This window comes from Colwellia sp. KU-HH00111 (genome assembly GCF_040362745.1).
Classification (GTDB): Bacteria; Pseudomonadota; Gammaproteobacteria; order Enterobacterales; family Alteromonadaceae; genus Colwellia.
Window position 1 is genome coordinate 268,511 of record NZ_BAABWO010000005.1, and the last position, 17,831, is coordinate 286,341.

At 39.9% G+C, this 17,831-nt stretch carries 14 protein-coding genes; 3 read left to right on the top strand and 11 right to left on the bottom strand.

The window, feature by feature from the left end; genetic code table 11:
* The first annotated feature begins 11 nt into the window (after window positions 1-11).
* Together ABXG98_RS11460 and ABXG98_RS11465 are read left to right on the top strand one after the other, a co-directional pair.
* Window positions 12-866, top strand: coding sequence for a hypothetical protein (locus ABXG98_RS11460; protein WP_353538813.1), 855 nt, complete (start codon window positions 12-14; stop codon window positions 864-866).
* 62 nt (window positions 867-928) lie between these two features.
* On the top strand, window positions 929-1,873 hold the full coding sequence (locus ABXG98_RS11465; RefSeq protein WP_353538814.1) for a Kelch repeat-containing protein: 945 nt from the start codon (window positions 929-931) through the stop codon (window positions 1,871-1,873).
* Window positions 1,874-1,910: 37 nt separating this feature from the next.
* Here the strand turns inward: ABXG98_RS11465 and argA are convergent, their stop codons facing one another.
* The 6 genes from argA to argC form a co-directional block, all read right to left on the bottom strand.
* The gene (argA, locus tag ABXG98_RS11470; RefSeq protein WP_353538815.1) at window positions 1,911-3,221 is read right to left on the bottom strand and encodes an amino-acid N-acetyltransferase; all 1,311 of its coding nucleotides are present in this window, start codon (window positions 3,219-3,221) and stop codon (window positions 1,911-1,913) included.
* A 12-nt stretch (window positions 3,222-3,233) separates the two neighbouring features.
* On the bottom strand, window positions 3,234-5,171 hold the full coding sequence (gene argH, locus ABXG98_RS11475; RefSeq protein WP_353538816.1) for an argininosuccinate lyase: 1,938 nt from the start codon (window positions 5,169-5,171) through the stop codon (window positions 3,234-3,236).
* A gap of 2 nt (window positions 5,172-5,173) precedes the next feature.
* A complete protein-coding gene (locus tag ABXG98_RS11480) occupies window positions 5,174-6,403 on the bottom strand; it encodes an argininosuccinate synthase (protein ID WP_353538817.1) in 1,230 nt (409 codons plus the stop codon).
* A gap of 213 nt (window positions 6,404-6,616) precedes the next feature.
* A complete protein-coding gene (locus ABXG98_RS11485) occupies window positions 6,617-7,531 on the bottom strand; it encodes an ornithine carbamoyltransferase (RefSeq protein WP_502901558.1) in 915 nt (304 codons plus the stop codon).
* 95 nt (window positions 7,532-7,626) lie between these two features.
* The gene (gene argB, locus ABXG98_RS11490; protein WP_353538819.1) at window positions 7,627-8,400 is read right to left on the bottom strand and encodes an acetylglutamate kinase; all 774 of its coding nucleotides are present in this window, start codon (window positions 8,398-8,400) and stop codon (window positions 7,627-7,629) included.
* A gap of 9 nt (window positions 8,401-8,409) precedes the next feature.
* Window positions 8,410-9,456: an N-acetyl-gamma-glutamyl-phosphate reductase gene (argC, locus tag ABXG98_RS11495; protein ID WP_353538820.1), complete on the bottom strand. Its 1,047-nt coding sequence runs from the start codon at window positions 9,454-9,456 to the stop codon at window positions 8,410-8,412.
* Between the two features lie 290 nt (window positions 9,457-9,746).
* Between argC and argE the strand changes: the two genes are divergently transcribed.
* Window positions 9,747-10,922 (top strand): acetylornithine deacetylase, encoded by a 1,176-nt coding sequence (argE, locus tag ABXG98_RS11500; protein ID WP_353538821.1) that lies wholly within the window; start codon window positions 9,747-9,749, stop codon window positions 10,920-10,922.
* A gap of 18 nt (window positions 10,923-10,940) precedes the next feature.
* Here the strand turns inward: argE and ABXG98_RS11505 are convergent, their stop codons facing one another.
* The 5 genes from ABXG98_RS11505 to metB all read right to left on the bottom strand — a co-directional run bounded on the left by ABXG98_RS11505 (window position 10,941) and on the right by metB (window position 17,813).
* A complete protein-coding gene (locus ABXG98_RS11505; protein WP_353538822.1) occupies window positions 10,941-11,615 on the bottom strand; it encodes a glutathione S-transferase family protein in 675 nt (224 codons plus the stop codon).
* A gap of 60 nt (window positions 11,616-11,675) precedes the next feature.
* Complete coding sequence (locus ABXG98_RS11510) at window positions 11,676-13,052, bottom strand: hypothetical protein (RefSeq protein WP_353538823.1); 1,377 nt, start codon at window positions 13,050-13,052, stop codon at window positions 11,676-11,678.
* Window positions 13,053-13,198: 146 nt separating this feature from the next.
* Window positions 13,199-14,089, bottom strand: coding sequence for a methylenetetrahydrofolate reductase (metF, locus tag ABXG98_RS11515; RefSeq protein WP_353538824.1), 891 nt, complete (start codon window positions 14,087-14,089; stop codon window positions 13,199-13,201).
* Entirely contained in the window at window positions 14,089-16,605 is a 2,517-nt protein-coding gene (gene metL / locus ABXG98_RS11520) for a bifunctional aspartate kinase/homoserine dehydrogenase II (protein WP_353538825.1), read from the bottom strand. The genes metF and metL overlap by 1 nt, the downstream gene beginning before the upstream one ends.
* 38 nt (window positions 16,606-16,643) lie before the next feature.
* The gene (metB, locus tag ABXG98_RS11525; protein WP_353538826.1) at window positions 16,644-17,813 is read right to left on the bottom strand and encodes a cystathionine gamma-synthase; all 1,170 of its coding nucleotides are present in this window, start codon (window positions 17,811-17,813) and stop codon (window positions 16,644-16,646) included.
* Window positions 17,814-17,831 lie beyond the last annotated feature (18 nt).

Sequence of the window (17,831 nt, forward strand, 5' to 3'; positions counted from 1 at the left end):
TTATCAAACATATGAGATGGATTTATTTTATTGTACTTCAAGTGATGCTTGTTTTAGCAATCGCAGGGCTTGTCTATAAACACCAAGACAAGGCGATCATAGTTAAGACACCACCAAAAGAGCTCGCCCAATGGTACAAACCCGAAAATAAACGTCAAGTGTGGCTGCATAATATGTTTAAGTTGCGCAGAGAAATGCAGGCTGTAGCGTATTATGCAGAAAAAAAAGAAAATAAGCATCTTAGCAAATGGGCGGTCGCACTCACTGAGCATTATCTCAAAATTGGTGAAATGGTTCCCAGTTGGCATAAAAAATTAGATACTGTCACGCTAGCAAGTTTACAGGATCATGCAATTAAGCAAAATTATTCCGGCGTATTAGCTTCTGTGAACACATTGCAAAAAAATTGTGATTCCTGCCACCAAGATTATCAAGCGGTCACGGCTTTGACGTACCGTGCTCCTGATTTTTCAACCATAGAAATTGAGCCTTCGCTATCATTTAACTCACATATGCAAACCTTAACTGAGCAGGTCAATCAAATAAAGATAGCTGCTGAAGATAACGAGCCTGTGCTAGCCATATCTACACTGGCTAACCTCAAAGAAAATCTACACAAACTCGGTCAGGTGTGTAGTGATTGTCATAAAAAAGATAAAAAACCCTATCCAAGCACGCAAATGAACAAAACAATATTAAGCCTAGAACACAACTTAAAAACGGGTACCCTCAATGAACAAGGAAGAGATCTTGGCACACTCGCCGTATTAGCTTGCGCACGCTGTCATGGAACTCATAGATTGGTTTACGGTGCTAAGGCGTTATTATCAAAACAGCCAAGTTTAACTGAACTGATAAAACACTGATGTGACTAGTTGTACTTTGAGTATAATACCCTACCCGCTTGATAATTTAACGGACTTATATCATGAACTTTTCAAAAAATACTACCGCTCTATTTTATATAATTTTTTTCGGAATTGTACTTACCGGTTGTAGTTCAAAATCTACCTTAAAAACAGAGCCATTATCTTTGTCTATGGCTCGTTATGGTCATGCAGCAGTAAATGACGGCAAAAACATTTATGTATTAGCTGGAGCCAATAAATCGGGCTTTCTTTCAGATATTGAAATCATTGATCCCGTATTAGGTTTAACACAAGTGTTAAAAAATAAGTTAATTCCACGACGATATTTTTCTGCCATTTGGGATGGTAAACACTCAATCTATATATTGGGTGGTGTCAGTATCAACAACAAAAAATTTAGTTTTGAAAAGCGAGTAGAAGTATTTAATACCATTACCCACCAAGTTAGCTTTGCTCAACCACTACCAGCACCAACACGTTTCAATAGTGCGGCCTTTCTAAATGATCGTATTTTTGTGTTTGGTGGTGCTTACCCAAAAAAAGGAAAGTTAACTGCTAGTCCTATGGTCGCCGTCCTAGATATAGCTAAAGGAAAGTGGTTGCGAGCGGCTAATATGCCAACAGCAAAAACAACCAAGGCAATAGCAAAAGATGGCTTAATATATGTTGTTGGTGGCTATAATAGAGCTTCTTCTCTTGATGTATTTGAACGATTTGATCCTCAATCAAACACCTGGGAACAACTGCCAGCTATGCCTGTTAAAATAAGCGCTCATTCACTTACTGTCATTCACGATAAATTATTTGTTTTTGGCGATTATAAACAGCTGAAATCTACCTATTCTTATGACTTCCTCACACATCAATGGGAAAAGATTGACATTGGCTATAAGGCGAGTAGGCATAATGCAACCACCACGTTAGGTGATACAACTTATGTCATTGGCGGTACCAAGAGCAGTAATGGGCCATTCCTTGATTACATCCAAACCTTCAAATTGTAATATAACCTAAGCTAAGCTATCAAAATTAAATTAATCACTAAATATCTTTAAAGAACACCTTAGATTTACGTTGAAAGTTATACATTTTCTGTTTACCTTCTGGCAATTTATTCATAGATTGCTCGATAAAGCCTTGTTCTTGAAACCAGTGGCCACTGACAGTAGTTAAAACAAAAATTGCGGTCAGTTGTTGCTGTTTAGCTTCATGTTCTAACTCAGCCATTAAACGTGCACCACGATTGCCACTGCGATAATCAGGATGAATAGCAACGCAAGCTACTTCGCCCATTTTTGCATCAGGATAGGGATAAAGTGCTGCACAAGCGACAATAACATCTTCTTTTTTAAGGACAAAAAATTGATCAATCTCTACTTCAAGCAATTCGCGTGAACGTTTAACTAAAACCCCTTCCGCTTCAAGAGGAGCCAGTAATTCTAAAATACCCGCAACATCATCTATGGTTGCAACTAAGAGTTGCTCTTTGTGATCTTTGGCTATCAGGGTTCCTGCACCATCACGAGTAAATAGCTCTTGTAACAGTGCAGTATCACTTTGGTAACTAACACAGTGACAACGTTCAACCCCATTTTCACCACTTTGAATAATCGCCCTAAGTAGTAATTGACGGACATGGCAATCTTTTTCATCGAGCAAAGTGCCAACCCGACGCACACTGCAGCTTTTGATCAATTCACCTACCTCATCTAAGAGCCCTTCAGCTTCAGTAAAGGTAATGAGTTTGTCTGCTTGTAAAGCAATAGCGGTTTGCGCCGCGACATCTTCTAACGCTAAGTTAAACACCTCACCAGTGGGAGAATAACCAATAGGCGACAATAATACGATGGAGCCATAATTTAATTGCATATTGATGCCATCAGCATCAATTCTGCGCACTGTGCCTGTATATTTAAAGTCGACGCCATCACGAACCCCCATAGGTTTAGCGATAACAAAATTACCCGTGCTCACTCTTATTTGTGAGCCATGCATGGGGGAGTTAGCTAAACCGGTAGTCAGCAACGCTTCAATATGCAATCGCAAAGAGCCTGTCGCATCTTTAACCGCACTGAGGGTATCAGCATCTGTAACGCGTATATTGTTTTCAAGTACTTCATCAATATGACGTTGCGCCATACGATCAGCAATTTGCGGTCGTGCGCCATGCACCACCACTAACTTAACCCCTAAGCTACGCAACAGGGAAATATCATGAATAATATTGGAAAAGTTAGGGTGTAATACCGCTTCACCACCAAACATCAGAACCACAGTTTTACCGCGATGAGCATTGATATAAGGCGCGGCATTTCTAAACCATTTAACATAATTTTGGTCGCTATTATTCATCTTTTCCATTCTTTAACTACTCTGACCTACAATATATTCCATCGCCACTTCATCAGCTGGCTCTTTATGTGGGCTAGGCTCGCTATCCTCAATGATATTCTCCGCTAAGGAGTTTTTATCTATTACGTTAAAACCTAATTTACTAAAGTACTCAGGAATATAGGTTAAAACAATAATTTGTTCTAACTCCATTTGATGAGCAAACTCTAGCAAATATTGCACTAGGGCTTGTCCTTGGCCTTGACCTTGCGCGCTTTGTTCAATAACCACGGAACGAATTTCCGCAAGCCCGGTTTGATAAATATAAAGTGATGCACAACCCACCACCTCACCGTCAAGCTCTGCAACTACAAAGTTTTGAATATCATGAATAATATTATCCAGTGTCCGTGGTAGGATTTCACCTTTGTCAGCTTGAATGTTGACTTGCTGATGTATTTTTTCAACATCAGACATACGCGCTCTACGTACTGACATAGCCGCGGCACGTTGTGCGTTTAACCGCTGTTTAACTTGCTTAAGTGCGACTTTAATTTGCTGTTTACCCGGTGCGCCAACCACTTGTTCATTCAGAATTTCGCCATTGCCAGCTTGAATAGTAGCAATCGCTTTTTCTACTTGCGAACGAGAAGTTCCGCCTAGTGCTTCACGCTTATCTAGCGTTGATTCTATTGATAAGTGTTGATACACATCTTGGTCAATTTTATCGCTAAACTCTTGCAACTGGGTCAAGGTTAAATCTTCTAACGGGCAACCTTTTTCAATAGCTGCTAATACCACTTCACCAACAATATGATGCGCTTCGCGGAACGGAATATCTTTACCCACTAAATAATCAGCAAGCTCAGTTGCATTAGCATAACCCTGTTGAGCTGCTGCTAAGGTACGACTTCTATTGACCTTCAAGCCATCGGCAACTAGCACAGCCATTTCCATGCACTCTTCCCACGTTTCTAGTGCATCAAAAAGCCCTTCTTTGTCTTCTTGCATATCTTTATTATAAGCAAGTGCCAAGGCTTTCATGGTGGTTAACATGCCAGTTAATGAGCCAAAAACACGCCCAGCTTTACCACGAATTAATTCGCATGCATCAGGGTTTTTCTTTTGTGGCATTAATGAGGAGCCTGAACTGACTAGATCACTCATTTCAACAAAACCGGCTTCACCCGAATTATAAAAAATAAGGTCTTCTGCAAAGCGCGATAGATGCATCATAGAAATACTGGCACTTGCCAATAGTTCTATCACATGATCACGGTCTGAAACCGCATCTAAACTATTCATCGTTGCTGTTCTAAAACCTAAACGCTGAGCAAGTGCATTACGATCTATCGGGTAACCCGTACCTGCTAAAGCCCCTGAGCCTAAAGGCGAAACATCTAGACGATATAACGCATCTTTTAAGCGGCCAATATCTCGGTTAAACATTTCAACATAGGCTAAACACCAATGACCAAACGTTACAGGTTGCGCACGTTGTAAATGGGTGTATCCCGGCAGTACAGTGTCTTTTTCACGTTCGGCTAAATTCATCATTGCTTGCTGTAAATTGACTAAAGCAAACAATAAATCACCACCAGACTCTTTACACCACAGTTTTAAATCAGTGGCAACTTGATCATTTCGACTACGACCTGTATGGAGCTTTTTGCCTAAATCACCTGTTTTTTCAATCAGCTGAATTTCAACCCAGCTATGAATATCTTCCGCATCTGACAGTAAGATCTGTTTAGGATCAGCTTCAACAGAAGCTTTTAACTCATTCAATGCCGTTGTTATGCGAGCCAGCTCGTCGTCATTTAACACGCCCACTTCATGGATCGCTTGCGCCCATGCAATAGAGCCAACAATATCTTGCACCGCCATACGGTAATCAACAGGAAGCGAGTCATTAAACTTTTTAAATTGTATACTCGCTTTTTCTTTAAAGCGTCCACCCCATAAAGCCATAGTTACTTCTCCCCGTCTTGAGCTTTGAGCGCAGCAATACGACTTGAAAGACTGAACAAACGAATAAAGCCTTCTGCATGTTTTTGGTCGTAAACATCATCAGCACCAAAGGTTGCAAACTCTTCTGAGTACAAACTGTTAGGTGAACGACGTTGTGTAACCGTTGCTTGGCCTTTATATAATTTAACCACGATATCACCAGTGACTTTTTCTGCCAACGAAGCCGCTGCCGCAAGTTGTGCTTTAGCCAATGGCGTGAACCAACGACCATCATAAATAACGTGCGAGAATTCTAAACCAATAGATTCACGGAATTTTAGAGATTCTTTGTCATGAATTAAGGTTTCTAAGCCTTTATAAGCGGCCATTAATACCGTACCACCTGGGGTTTCATAACAGCCACGTGACTTCATGCCAACTAAACGATTTTCAACAATATCAATACGGCCAACACCATGAGCTGCCGCTTTATCATTAAGATACATAAGTGATTCATAAGCAGACATTGCTTTACCGTCAACCGAAACCAACTCGCCTTCAACAAAACTTAATGCCACAGTTTCTGGCGTATTAGGAGCATCCATAGGATCTACAGTCATCGTCCAAACTTCTTTAGAAGGCTCACACCAAGGGTCTTCTAACTCGCCACCTTCGTGAGAAATATGCCAAGCATTGGCATCACGGCTGTATATTTTAGTTAAAGACGCTGAGCATGGAATACTACGCTCTGCTAAATAGTCGAGTAAATCTTCACGTGAAACCATGTCCCATTCACGCCATGGCGCAATAACGGTAAGTTGTGGTGCAAGGGCAGCAAAACAAGATTCAAAACGTACTTGGTCATTACCTTTACCCGTACAGCCATGACAGATAGCGTCAGCACCTACTTTAAGGGCTACTTCTACATGGGCTTTAGCAATAATTGGCCGCGCCATTGAGGTACCTAGCAAGTATTGACCTTCATATACCGAACCGGTTTTTAATATTGGGTAGATATAGTCCTTTACATACTCATCCTTCAGATCAGCGACATAACACTCTGACGCACCCGAAGCGATTGCTTTTTCTTTAATGCCTTCTAACTCTTCATCACCTTGGCCGACATCAGCACAAAAAGCGATAACTTCACAGTTGTCATAGTTTTCTTTTAACCATGGAATGATAGCCGAAGTATCTAATCCGCCTGAATAAGCTAATACCACTTTTTTTACTTGTTTCTTTTGAATACTCATGATGTTGTTCTCTAAATTTGGTTGTTAATTTGTTTGTTAAGTCTATTTCAATAAATATCTTTATTCTAAATCTCTATGCTCAGGACAAATGAAATACTGTTTTGTAGGGGGTAATTTATTGCCCCATTTGGTAACTTTGGCGGACTGAAGTCCGCCCTACATTGGTGTCTTTGAATATTTGTCAGTAACTCCTGAGTAATCTACATAGGCATACTATTCTTTTAATAACGATACGAGCACGGCATTTTGGGCCCACATTCTATTCTCTGCTTGTTGAAATACCACCGCCATTTCGCTATCAAATAATTCTGTGGTGATCTCTTCTTCCAAGTGCGCTGGTTGGCAATGCATCACTACGCTAGCATTAGCCTTGCTCATTAACTCATGATTGACCTGATAGGGGGCAAAATGCGTTAAAATTTCCGCTTTTTTGTTAGTATCTTCATCACCCATTGAAATCCATGTATCAGTATAGATGACATCTTGTTTTCCGATGGCATTAATATCACTAGTTATGATTAAACTTGCTCCTGATGCAGCGGCGAGTGTTTGCGATTTTTCAATAATACTGCTTTGAGCTTCATAACCGACTGGAGTGACTAAGGTAAAATCGACACCTAAAGTGGCTGCCATAAGCATCAATGAATTGGAGACATTATTACCATCACCCACATAAGCTAATTTCACTTTTGAGAGATCAGTAAATTGTTCGGTTAGCGTAACAAAGTCCGCCAAGGCTTGGCATGGATGGTAAACATCACACAAAGCGTTAATAACTGGCACACTTGCATATTCCGCTAAGCCTTGAATGGAGTCATGACTAAATACACGAGCAACAATAGCATCAGCAAAACAAGATAGATTTTTAGCATAATCACTAACACGCTCTCGTTCACCTAACTTGCCATTTTGTTGACCTAAATACAGTGCATGCCCCCCTAATTTATTTATTCCCATATCAAAGCTAACGTGCGTTCTTAATGACGGTTTCTCAAAAATCATCGCCACTGACTTACCCGCTAGTGCTTGACTATAATCACTTGGGTTATTTTTGATGTTGATAGCAAGTTCTATCAACGCTAATAGTTGTGGTTTGTTTAGCGCATCATCGGCTAAAAAATTACTGATAGATAATGATTTTATGGGTTGTGACATAATTTATTCTCGACTCAATTTATTTCCGACTCAATTAAGGTATCTTAGTCTTTGCTAAAAAGACTGAGCTAATCAGGTTGTATTTGTGTTCCCACACCTTGCCCTGCAAGCAATGCGGTAATTTGCTCAGGCGATTGCCAACTAGCAACCGCGATACTTCGTCGTAATTGATTTGCTGCTTGTAGCGCTGCTTGTACCTTTGCTGTCATGCCGCCAGCTATAACACCTTGCTCAATTAATGAATTTGCTTGTTCACTATTTAATGAAGGTAAATAGTTACCATCACTGCCTTTCACACCATTAACATCGGTCAACAATAACAGCTCGGCATTAAGAAGCTGACAGATAGCCACCGCTGCATCATCAGCATTAACATTAACCAGCTCACCAGTGGCTAATGCACCAATAGAAGAAATTACCGGTAAAAAATGGCTATTAATTAACGCATCTAATAATTGACTTGATTTAGGGCTTGGCACACCCACTTCACCTAAGTCTAGTTCAGATTTAGCACAAGCCACCATATCGCCATCAGCTAAAGACAAACCAACAGCGGGCAGTTGCATACTATTTGCCTTAGCCACAATTGATTTATTGACCGTACCCGCCAATGCACCACTAATTAAGGCGATTTGTGTTTTGGGAGTAACCCGTAAACCGTGTTTTTTTTCTGTGGTAAAGCCCGCTTGTGCCAACATTTCATCAACAACACAACCACCACCATGAACCAACACCACTTTGGCTGTCGTTTTTAATTGCGCTATTTGTGCTAGCAGTGCCTTTAAAGCGGTCTCTTTCTCTAAAATGGCTCCGCCAATTTTTATAACCAGTGGTTTTGTCATGATTAGCTCCTAAGTTCTATTGGCTAGTAAGCTGTATTCGCTAGGCAACCCTAGTGAGATATTAAAACATTGCAAAGCTTGTGATGAAGCGCCTTTAAGTAAGTTATCAATGGCGCAACTCACCACAACCACATGTTGTTCTTCATCTACTTGCCAGTGTATATCAGCAAAAGGAGTATGCGCCACATTGCCAATTTGTGGCCAAGCATTCACTAGCCTGACCAGTGGTTTATCTTGATAAGCATTTATAAATGCTGCATCTACCTGCTCGGCAGTAACCTCTGCTTTTAATTGCATCGTTACTGTCGCTAGCAGCCCTCTTTTATACGGGGCTAAATGCGGATTGAAAATCACTTGCGCGTTCGCTTCTTGAGATATCTCAGGCTGATGTCTGTGTTGTAAAATATTGTATGGCTTAAGGCTGACTTCATTAAAATTAGTCGCTAGTGATGCACTTCTTCCAGCGCCACTCACTCCACTAATACCGTTGACAACAATGAGTGAATTTTCAACATACAGTTGATTACTGGTAATAGGCTTTAGGGAAAGTAAACTCGCGGTTGGATAACAGCCAGGAACAGCAACTAAGTTGGTATTGGCAATATCCGTTTGTTGCCACTCTGCTAAACCATATTTAGCTTGTGTTAACGCCTCAATATTGGCATGTTCAAAACCATAGAATTTTGGATAATCACCAGCTTCTTTTAATCTAAAGCCACCTGACAGGTCAAATACTTTTACGCCAGCGTCAACAAAAGCTTTCGCCCAATCAGCACTGAATTCATGAGGGGTTGCAAAAAAAACAGCATCTAATTTTTCAGCGGCATTTGCCACCTTGTCATCAAACCACTTTTGAGAAAAAGATTGCAAGGGTACATCACATATCCCCTGCCAGCGACCATGTAATTCGCTAAAAAGTTTTCCACAGGAAGTAGAATTTTCCGACACAACTAAATGTTGTATTGAAACTTTATCGTGTTGATATAATAAACCAACTAACTCGGCGCCGGCATATCCACTGGCACCAATAACGGCAACCTTTTGAACTTTTGTCACAATGTAAACCTTACTATTCAACGAAAACTAATAACGATATGATTTTTATATAAATAACTATTCTCTTATAACTAAAGCGTCCAAGAGATAATAAAATATTTATCTATCGTCGTCGGATTTCTTGAACAATTAGCATTACACTGTACCTTATGAAAAAGTAGCCTTATAAAAACAGGTTATTTACACTCTGTAGAGGAATTTATCAGCTTATGGGTAGTTATGCAACTAATTAACATAATTATTTGAGCTTTTATTTAAATTGTTTTTGTTTTTTATTGAATCGGATTTTTATGTCAACCTTACCTAACTTTTCTCAGGCGTTAACTCAGTTAATAGCCAGCCCTTCAATCAGCTCAACTCAACCTAGCTGGGATCAAGGAAATTTAAAAGTAATACAATTACTTGCTACTTGGTTTGAGCAATTAGGTTTTAGCATTGATATTCAACAAGTACCAAGTCCCCACCAAAGCAGTGCTAACAAATATAATTTATTAGCAAAGCTTGGCAGTGGTGAAGGCGGGTTATTACTAGCAGGCCATAGCGATACGGTTCCTTTTGACGAAAAACGTTGGCAAAGTGACCCTATGGGGCTAGTTGATAAAGATGATAAGTTTTATGGTTTAGGCACCTGTGATATGAAAGGCTTTTTTGCTTTTATTTTACAAGCATGTAAAGGGCTAGATGTGAAGCACATGAAGAAGCCTTTATATGTCTTAGCTACTGCCGATGAAGAAACCACCATGGCTGGAGCACGTTTTTTTTCACAAAGCCAAGCCGTTAAACCTGACGTTGCTATTATTGGTGAGCCAACCAACTTAGTGCCTGTTGTAATGCACAAAGGTCATATGTCTCATCGCATTAGTGTCGAAGGCCAGTCAGGTCATTCAAGCAAACCAAATCTAGGCGTCAATGCCATTGAAATTATGTACCAAATTATTGGCGAATTAATCAGTTTAAAAGAAAAATTTAATCTGAATTACAATAATGAAGCATTCGATGTGCCTGCTCCGACATTGAATATGGGGGCGATCAAAGGAGGCGATAATGCCAATCGGATTTGTGGTCATTGTGATTTAGATATCGATTTACGCTCATTACCCGGAATGAGTGATGATGAGTTACTGCATTGGTTGAGTGAAACCTTAAAGCCCCTTGCAGAGAAGCACCCTGGACGGATTAGTTTTGAAGAACTACACCCAAGCTCACCAAGTTTTGAACAAGAAAAAAATGCGCATGATAATCAATGCTTAGTCAGCATAGCTGAGGAAATAAGTGGTCATAGTTGTTGTGCGGTTAACTATGCAACCGAAGCGCCTTTTATTCAGCAACTTGGCTGTCAAACTATTGTTTTGGGCCCAGGTTCAATTGATCAAGCACATCAACCTAATGAATTTTTGGCACATAGTGAAATTGACAAGACCAATGTCTTACTGGTTAACATGATCCAACGCTATTGCCTCAATTAACATTGTTTGACGCATCATTTATCTTCGAGCAAAAGGATCTAATTCACGCCCAATGGCTTGCGCACGAATAAAAGCAGGCCGTTGTCTTAAGTGAGTTAAGTAATCTAATATTTGAGGGCTAAAATGATGCTCAAGCTTTAACAAGGTCGCTAGATGCAGCGCAAAGCCTACGGCAATATCAGCCACAGTAAAACGGTTAGCACATAAATACTGGCGATTACTTAGATGTTCATGCAAGCGTACCAAGCGCGCAGCAAACCAAGCATCATAATCATCGGCTGTTTGCATTTGGTGACAATCTTTTGCAGGAAACTCACGATAACGTAACACTAACGTTTGTGGAAAGGTTAGGGTCGCATCACTGTGAAAGAGCCAATTAAGATAGTTACCATATTCTGGCTCTGCCAAAGCTAATGTTAATTTTGACGAGTTACCCTGACATTGATATTTATCTCCAAGATACTGACAAATAGCAACAGATTCTGTCATATGTGTTTCACCATCGACAAAATAGGGCACCGTTCCTAAACTATTAAGCGTTTTATAGCCTTGAACCATGTAGCGTGGTGGGAAAGGCATCACTTCTAAATCATAATCAACACCTAATTCTTCCATTGTCCAGAGCACTCGCAAAGATCGGCTATTGTAGCAATGCCATAACTTAGGTTTGTTCATAGGTGTTTTTGAAAGCATGAATGATTTTCTTATAGTAAGTAAATACTGAGTGAATTATAAAACTAGCGCCTTCATCAGTTAACCATCCTCGTCAACTTTGTTCCATAGCTTTTGATGTTTTTTAACTGAAAAGTACTCTTTGGGGTGCCAACATCGAGGGAGTAAATCTAACTGTTGTCTGTCTTTATAATTTGATGCCAATAATTGCAATATTTCATTGAGCCGCTCTTTACTCAGTTTAGCCACTTTTTCCGCCATTTCAGGGAAGTATAAATTATTTTTTTTCAGTACTTCAATATTATGGCCATAGCAAATAAAAGTGAGCCCTCTGGTGGCTACCCGACAAAGCGGTTGTTTGGGATCTTGAGGGTAAAGCCTATTAACAATGGCATATTCATAACAGTCACCATGTTTTCCCATTTCATCTACTGGCATATAAATAACACCATACCCCTGAGGAAACATACCTGTAATTTGGTATAAAGCATCCACAGCTTTTTGAGAACAAGCGCCAAGTTCAGCATGCCTATCTAAAACCTGATAGACCTTAGGCAATACTTTGTAATTGTAATTAGCTTTAGTTGAAAGAATAATGGAGACATATATTTGGGGTACTTTGAGTAAGTTGCCAACACCTTGTTTTGCTTTCGGACTCGTTTGAATTAATTTTTTAACAAATTGCTGCTTCAATTGTTCATCTTCAAAAAACTGATCACGTTCTGCACGCGAGTTACCAATAAATTTGGGTAAACCAAGACCATGGGTGATATATGAAATCGTTTGTTTTTGATTGATTTTAAGCAGTGTTTTTCTATCTTCTACTTCTAAGGTGCGATACGGGTCATCTGTACCTTCTTCTCCTCGAAGAATAAGCTGTGCCTTAGAATGATAATGACCAATATCTTGTAACAAAGATGCCATCAACACCGGCATTTTAACCATATCAGTGAAGCGTAAACGTTCGGTTTGATCAAGTTCGCTGTAGGGTTTACCGTCAAATTCGGCTAAGACTTTTGCAATGTAAGGATCATTAACACTATTGTCTAATAATAGTCGCTCGAGTAAGCGTAAACTTAGAATGGCTTTATATAATGATTTACAATGATCATTACTTTCAGCAATTTTATTGCCTTCGGTAGGGGTAATTAATTGTATAGTACCAAGTAATTGTGCAGACTTTCGGTTACTTTCATCAAAGCTATCACCCTCAACTAATGACATGATCTCTCGACATATAGAGAGCAAATGATTATGGCGATCAATTTGTTGTAAACGATTTAATTCTTGATTTTCAGAGCTTATCTTTTCATCAGAGGCAACAAATTCATGGTTGTTAAAATAATCAATAGCTCGCTCAAGCACAGAATCATTGAGGATGCTGCGCCCATAAATCTTTGCCAGTAAGACCTGAGCCTGACCAGTATAATGTGTTTTATGAACTGAGGCTTTGACCATTTATTTACTTAATTACTGAATTAATTACACAAATAAATACCTATAATGCTAGAAAAAACAGAACTAATCAATAGCTTCAAAAATTGAGCGTTATTATTCTATTGATAACCAGTATCAAAATGCTTCCATGCAATTTGAATCATTGTTTATTTTTGAGGGCGAATACCTAAGGTATGACACAACGCAAAAGTAAGCTCGGCTCTGTTTAGTGTGTAGAAATGGAAATTTTTAACCCCTTCACGATTTAATACCTTCACCTGCTCCATCGCTATGTTAGCACCCACCATACGACGAGTCATTTCATCATCTTCTAAGCCTTCGTACATTTTTGGCATCCAGCTCGGTACATGCACATTAGTCAAACCGGCAAAGCGTTCTAACATTTTATAATTGGTTACCGGTAGAATACCCGGAATAATTTCAACATCAATGCCGACAGTAACACAACGATCTCTGAACCGTAAATAGGACTCAATATCAAAGAAAAATTGGCTAATGGCGCGATTTGCCCCAGCATCAATTTTACGTTTTAAGTTGAGCAAATCAAACTGAGGATTTGGCGCTTCAGGGTGCCCCTCAGGGTATGCAGCTACCGATATATCAAAATCAGCAACATCACGTAATAGTTCGACCAAATCGGTAGCATACATGCTAGGCTTTTCATCACTATTAGGTAAGTCACCACGTAAAGCAACGATATGACGCACACCACTTGCCCAGTAATCTTTGGCTATTTGCACCAACTCTTCACGATTAGCATCTATGCAAGTTAAATGAGGTGCTGCCAGTAATGCCGTATCTTTTTGAATACGCTTAATAATATCATGAGTTCTATCTCGAGTACCTGAGCCTGCACCATAAGTGACGGAGACAAAACTCGGCTTTAATGGCGCTAAACGCTCAATTGAATTCCACAACGTTGTTTCCATTTCAGGGGTGTTAGGCGGAAAAAATTCAAACGACACTTGAATATCATTACTGATTTCACTCAAACTACGGTTTAGTGACTCTACTTGTCTTGCATGGCTATAACTCATTAGTTTATCCCCTTTATTTTAACTTGATTTTGCTTGTGAGCTAATTGCTGACAAATATTAACTAGATCTGAATGTAAGCCACCTGCAGTAACATCTCGCCCTGCACCTGGACCGCGTATGATTAATGGATTTTCTTGATACCAATGACTACTAATTTGAAAAATATTATCGCAGGGTGTTAAGCTGGCAAAGGCATCACTTTTAGGAAGCACTTCTAAACTAACTTTGGCATTAATATTAGCAAAGTCATCTATAGATAAACGAGCAACATAACGAATACAACAGTCTTTGCTATGTGCGTCTTTTAAGGCATTGGCAAAATAATCATCTAATTCACCTGCGCGCGATAAAAATTCTGGTGTGCTTTGATTTTGCAACGATGTAGGCACTAAATTTTGGCAATCGATATCATCAAGAGACAACTCAAAGCCTGCAATACGCGCTAAAATAAGCAGTTTACGCTGCACATCGCGACCTGATAAGTCTTCACGCGGGTCTGGTTCAGTTATTCCTTGCTCAAGTGCCGCTAATAATAGCGTTGAAAAGGCGGTGGTGCCATCGTAACTTTCAAATAACCATGACAAGGTGCCTGAAAAAATCCCAGCGATGGCCGTAATACTATCACCGCTGTTATTTAAATCCTCAATCGCATAGTTAATGGGTAACCCTGCACCAACCGTAGTATTACCTAACCATACACTATTATGTTTGTCCGCTGTTTTTATTAACTTGTTATAATTTTCAGTATCTGAAGAAGCTGCCCATTTATTAGCACCTATAACATGAATCCCTCGACTGAAAAATTCTTCATACAATAAGCTGAACTGTTCACTTGGGGTTATATCGACCACGATCAATTCATCATAAGGATGGTTACTTAACCAAGACAATAATTGCTGGTTATCATAGTCTTTCGCTTCTTGTTTAAATAAACTAAGGGGCTGAGTTACATCAATGCCGTCATTATTTATTAAGGCCTTAGATGATGACAGTAATCCGACAAGATGCAGATTTTCCAATGCATATACTCGGTTTAATTGTGCTGGTAGTAATGTTAAAAAACGCTCACCAATATTACCTAAACCGGCGACGACTAGACCAATATGACGCGCATCTTTGACCATATCATGATGGACATTATTTAATAATTCAGTACTACATGGCTCCGTTAATATAGCAATCACACTGTGGCGATTTTCACTAGCGACTAAATGTAGCGGCTGAGCACTTTTTAATGAGCGCTTAAAACGCGCCTTAATATCGCCTCGTTGTGCCACTTTATGACCAACCGTGGCAATTATAGCAACGGTGGTAAACACTAGGTCAATACCCTTAGGGTCAAGCCATTGCTGCAAATCAGCTTGTAGGTTTTGATTAATAACAACAAAACCTTGCTTACTATCAATACACACGGGTGCAAACTCTATGGCTATCTCTTGCAATAGAACGGCCGCCGCTTCGCCTATGAAACTCCTTGACTGAACCAATATAAGGTCATTCAAATAGGTAACGGATAATTCTTGTTTGGCTATTTGGCCAAACTTTCCAATTTCAGTACCTGATACTTGCGCATCAAAACTACTGGCTACATGTAAGTGACAATGGTGAGACAAGCGTTCGTTAATCAAAGGGGTCAATGTTTTTGCATGCAGTACTGGGTTCCCCAAACGTCCAAGCTCTTTAGCAACACCGTTAGGTAAACGATGAAGTTTTCTTGCATTTGGCACAACACGCGGATCAGCACTATAAATGCCGTCAACGTCTGTCCATAAGGTTACATTTAAGGCTCCAACTAATGATGCGATAATAGTTGCCGAATAGTCACTACCATTGCGACCTAATGTACAGGTTTTTTCTCGGGTATCTTTACAAATATAGCCGGTAATTACAGCTAACTTCCCATATTGCAGGTGGTTTTTAAGCTGGGCCCGACTTAAAGCATGATCTACCTCACAGGCTTGTTCGTTATCAATAACTAAAAAATCACGCGCATCAATTGAATTACTCGGACATATTTTTTCATTCAACGCAGCTGACAATAACCGTGCAGACCACAGCTCACCAAACGCTAAAATATCATTTCTATGTCTCACTAAATCCGAACTTAGCCACTGTTTAAGCTGCTCAATATCTGTGGCTAATAATTGTTTTAGCTGTTTGGCATTTTGCTCGGTGAGTAAGGTGCTTATAAGGGTTTGCTGTTGCTCTACTAATTCTGACAGCCATGGTGTTAGCGCATCAGCTAAATCAACCGTTTCAGTATTTTGGGCTAGGGCAAGTAGTGCAAACAAACAATCGGTTGTTTTACCATTAGCAGACACAACAATAATGTCGTTTAACTGACAATTTTGACGAATAATATCAAGCACACGCGCTATACATTGTGCATTGGCTAATGAGCTACCGCCAAACTTATGTACGTTATTAGCATGCTTGGCTAATTTGTTTTCAGGCATAGTATTACTCACCCGTGGGTGTGTATACTCTCTATTAAGGGCTGTATTTAATTCTGTCATTTGATACTCAATTGCATTTTTACTTAATCTCCTAGCCGCTAACTTTTTTGGCTCTGCGCTAAGCCATGCGTTAAGTCAGCTATAATATCCTCAACATCTTCAATGCCCACTGAAATTCTGACCAGTGCATTACTAATTCCCGCGTTGACGCGTGCTGATTCCTCCATGCCTCCGTGAGTCATGGTGGGCGGATGACTAATCAAGCTTTCTACCCCACCTAATGATTGGGCTAAGGTAAACAAGGAAATATTAGCAAATAATTTTTTCACTGCTTCAACGCCACCCTTAACTTCAAAACTTAACATTGCGCCAAATCCAGCTTGTTGTTTTTTAGCTATCTCATGGCCAATATGATCGCTAAAGCCTGGATAGTAAACTGCATCAATTGCAGGATGACCTTTTAGAAAGGCAGCAACTTGTTCAGTGTTTTCTTGATGTTGCTTTATCCGTACGGGTAATGTTTTTAAACCACGTAATGCCAAAAAACTGTCAAACGCACCGCCAGTAATGCCGATGCAATTTGCCCACCAAGCTAGCTCTTCACCTAATGACTGCGTTTTGGTGACCAAAACACCTCCGACCATATCGCTATGACCGTTGATATATTTTGTGGTGGAATGAATAACAATATCAGCCCCTAACCTTAATGGTTGTTGCAGCAAAGGAGACAAAAAGGTGTTATCTACAGCGACTAAGGCACCTACTTGATGACATGCTTTGCTGACCTCTTCTATATCAACTAAGCGTAACAGTGGATTACTTGGGCTTTCAAGTAACACTAACTTAGGCTTTTGCGCTAATGCTTGCGCCAGTGCTGCTTGGTCGTTTTGATCAACAACAATCAGTTTAAATTGCCCTCGTTTGGCTAAATGGGTAAACAAACGAAAACTACCACCATAACAGTCATGAGGAATCACCACTAAGTCGTCACTTGATAAAAGTTGACAAAGTAAAAGCACCGCTGACATGCCAGTATTTGTTACAATACCAACACTCCCTTGCTCTAAATCAGCAATCGCTTGTCCAAACGTTGCTCGGGTTGGGTTACCCGTGCGAGAGTAATCAAACTCGCGTTTGTCATTAAACCCCTTTAACGAATAAGTGCTAGATAAATGAATAGGTGCAACCACAGCCCCATGATGCAGATCGGAATTAATACCCGCTCTCACCGCTAAAGTAGTGGTATTAGTGATATTAGCATTTGACATGATCTTTCCCCATTGAGC

Coding starts and splice junctions, on each gene's coding strand:
- ABXG98_RS11460 (WP_353538813.1), top strand. CDS start 12: ATGAGATGGATTTATTTTATTGTACTTCAAGTGATGCTTGTTTTAGCA.
- ABXG98_RS11465 (WP_353538814.1), top strand. CDS start 929: ATGAACTTTTCAAAAAATACTACCGCTCTATTTTATATAATTTTTTTC.
- argA (WP_353538815.1), bottom strand. CDS start 3,221: ATGAATAATAGCGACCAAAATTATGTTAAATGGTTTAGAAATGCCGCG.
- argH (WP_353538816.1), bottom strand. CDS start 5,171: ATGGCTTTATGGGGTGGACGCTTTAAAGAAAAAGCGAGTATACAATTT.
- ABXG98_RS11480 (WP_353538817.1), bottom strand. CDS start 6,403: ATGAGTATTCAAAAGAAACAAGTAAAAAAAGTGGTATTAGCTTATTCA.
- argB (WP_353538819.1), bottom strand. CDS start 8,400: ATGACAAAACCACTGGTTATAAAAATTGGCGGAGCCATTTTAGAGAAA.
- argE (WP_353538821.1), top strand. CDS start 9,747: ATGTCAACCTTACCTAACTTTTCTCAGGCGTTAACTCAGTTAATAGCC.
- ABXG98_RS11505 (WP_353538822.1), bottom strand. CDS start 11,615: ATGCTTTCAAAAACACCTATGAACAAACCTAAGTTATGGCATTGCTAC.
- ABXG98_RS11510 (WP_353538823.1), bottom strand. CDS start 13,052: ATGGTCAAAGCCTCAGTTCATAAAACACATTATACTGGTCAGGCTCAG.
- metF (WP_353538824.1), bottom strand. CDS start 14,089: ATGAGTTATAGCCATGCAAGACAAGTAGAGTCACTAAACCGTAGTTTG.
- metL (WP_353538825.1), bottom strand. CDS start 16,605: ATGACAGAATTAAATACAGCCCTTAATAGAGAGTATACACACCCACGG.
- metB (WP_353538826.1), bottom strand. CDS start 17,813: ATGTCAAATGCTAATATCACTAATACCACTACTTTAGCGGTGAGAGCG.